General features: G+C 77.7%; 1 protein-coding gene. It reads right to left on the bottom strand.

Annotated features, from left to right (window positions below; all coding sequences use genetic code 11):
• Nucleotides 1-125: 125 nt before the first annotated feature.
• Nucleotides 126-1,316, bottom strand: a complete 1,191-nt coding sequence (locus IG54_RS0137210) for a DUF2786 domain-containing protein (RefSeq protein ID WP_030795616.1) — start codon at nucleotides 1,314-1,316, stop codon at nucleotides 126-128.
• Nucleotides 1,317-1,428 lie beyond the last annotated feature (112 nt).

Here is a 1,428-nt window from a genome sequence, read left to right as displayed (position 1 = left end):
GGCCCGGTCGGCCGCCGCCGTGCCGTGGGGCCACCGCCCCCCCTCCGGGGCCTCGCCCACCCGGGGCCGGGGGCCGCTCGGGGGCGGGGTGTGGGTCCAGGGGCCGGGCCTCCGGGAGCCGGCCCTTACCGCCCGCCCCGAGGCAGGGCCGGGCCCTGGTTCCGGGGCGGCACGTGGGCCCGGTCGGCCGCCGCCGTGCCGTGGGTCCAGCCCTCGCCGTCCGTCGCACCGCGCACGCGGGTCGTGGTCGTCTCGGGGAACATCCGCTCGGCGCGGTCGGTCACCGCGACGTCGCGTGCCGCGAGTACGGGCAGCAACGAGGCCGCCGAGCCGTCCTCGGCCGCCGCTTCCGTGACCGCGTGCTCCCCCGCCTCCGCCAGGCGGGCGCCGATGCGGTGCGCGTACGCCAGCAGGAACGTCTGCCGGAACGTCTTCGTACGCCTGCGTCCCGCCGCGCGCTGCCCCGCCTCCGCCTTCGTCATCGCCGCCGTGCCCTGGACGAGGAGGGAGGTGTAGAGCAGCTCCACCGCCTCCAGGTCGGGCTCGAAGCCGACGACGGTCGAGAAGCCGAACGCCTCGTTCCACACCGCGCGGCAGCGGTTCGCCGTGGCCACGGAGTCCAGCAGGATCGCCTTCGCCGTCTCGTACGGAGCGTCCACACCGACGCGGCACGCCCCGGGGACGTCCTTCGCGTGCGTACGCGCCGCGAGCAGTGCCTCGTCGAGCGAGTGCCGCGCCATCAGCTCCTGCGCCTTCGCCGTGAGCGCCTCCGCCTCTTCGGGGAAGCCGGTCGCCTCGGCCTTGGCGAGCAGGGCGCGGATACGGGTCAGTGTGCGGGGCTCGCCCTCCACGGGCCCCGGCACGGTCTCCCCGGGCGCCGGGCCGACCGGCTCGATCGGCGGGAGGCGCAGCAGCAGTCGGTACAGCTCCAGGTGGACAGTGGCGTCCGAGAAGCGGTCGCGGGGCTGGGCCTGGGCGCGGGGGCGGCCGGTTTCGGGGGCGGTCGCGGTGTCGGCGAGGTCGGCCAGCTGGGTGGTCCAGCGGGGCGGCAGGTGCGGGTAGCCTGCGGTCTCGTCGCGGATCAGGGCGGCGGCCAGGCGTATGTGCGGGGCGTCCAGGTCGCGGCGGACCAGCCGTACGACGTCCGCGGGCTGCCAGCCGTGCCGCCAGGCCCGGCGCAGGTACTCCTCGCCGCGCCGCCGCAGCTCGGCGTCCGCGTCGGGGGCTGCCGCGAGGAGGGAGGCCCCGGTGTCCAGGCCTTCGTGGCCTTCGCCGTACAGCGCCGCCGCGAACGCTTTGTCGATCACCGAGTCCATGGGGCAAGGGTATGGGGGCGGGGCCGCCCGGTGGGGGGGCCGGGGGGGGGGGGGGGGGGGGGTCCCCGGGGTTCTCGCGGGGGAGGGGGGGGGCGCCGGGGTTTTTGGGGGG

This window comes from Streptomyces sp. NRRL S-920, from assembly GCF_000717945.1.
Classification (GTDB): domain Bacteria; phylum Actinomycetota; class Actinomycetes; order Streptomycetales; family Streptomycetaceae; genus Streptomyces; species Streptomyces alboniger.
The sequence above is the reverse complement of the archived record's forward strand: the minus strand, read 5'-3'. Positions and strand labels throughout refer to the sequence as shown.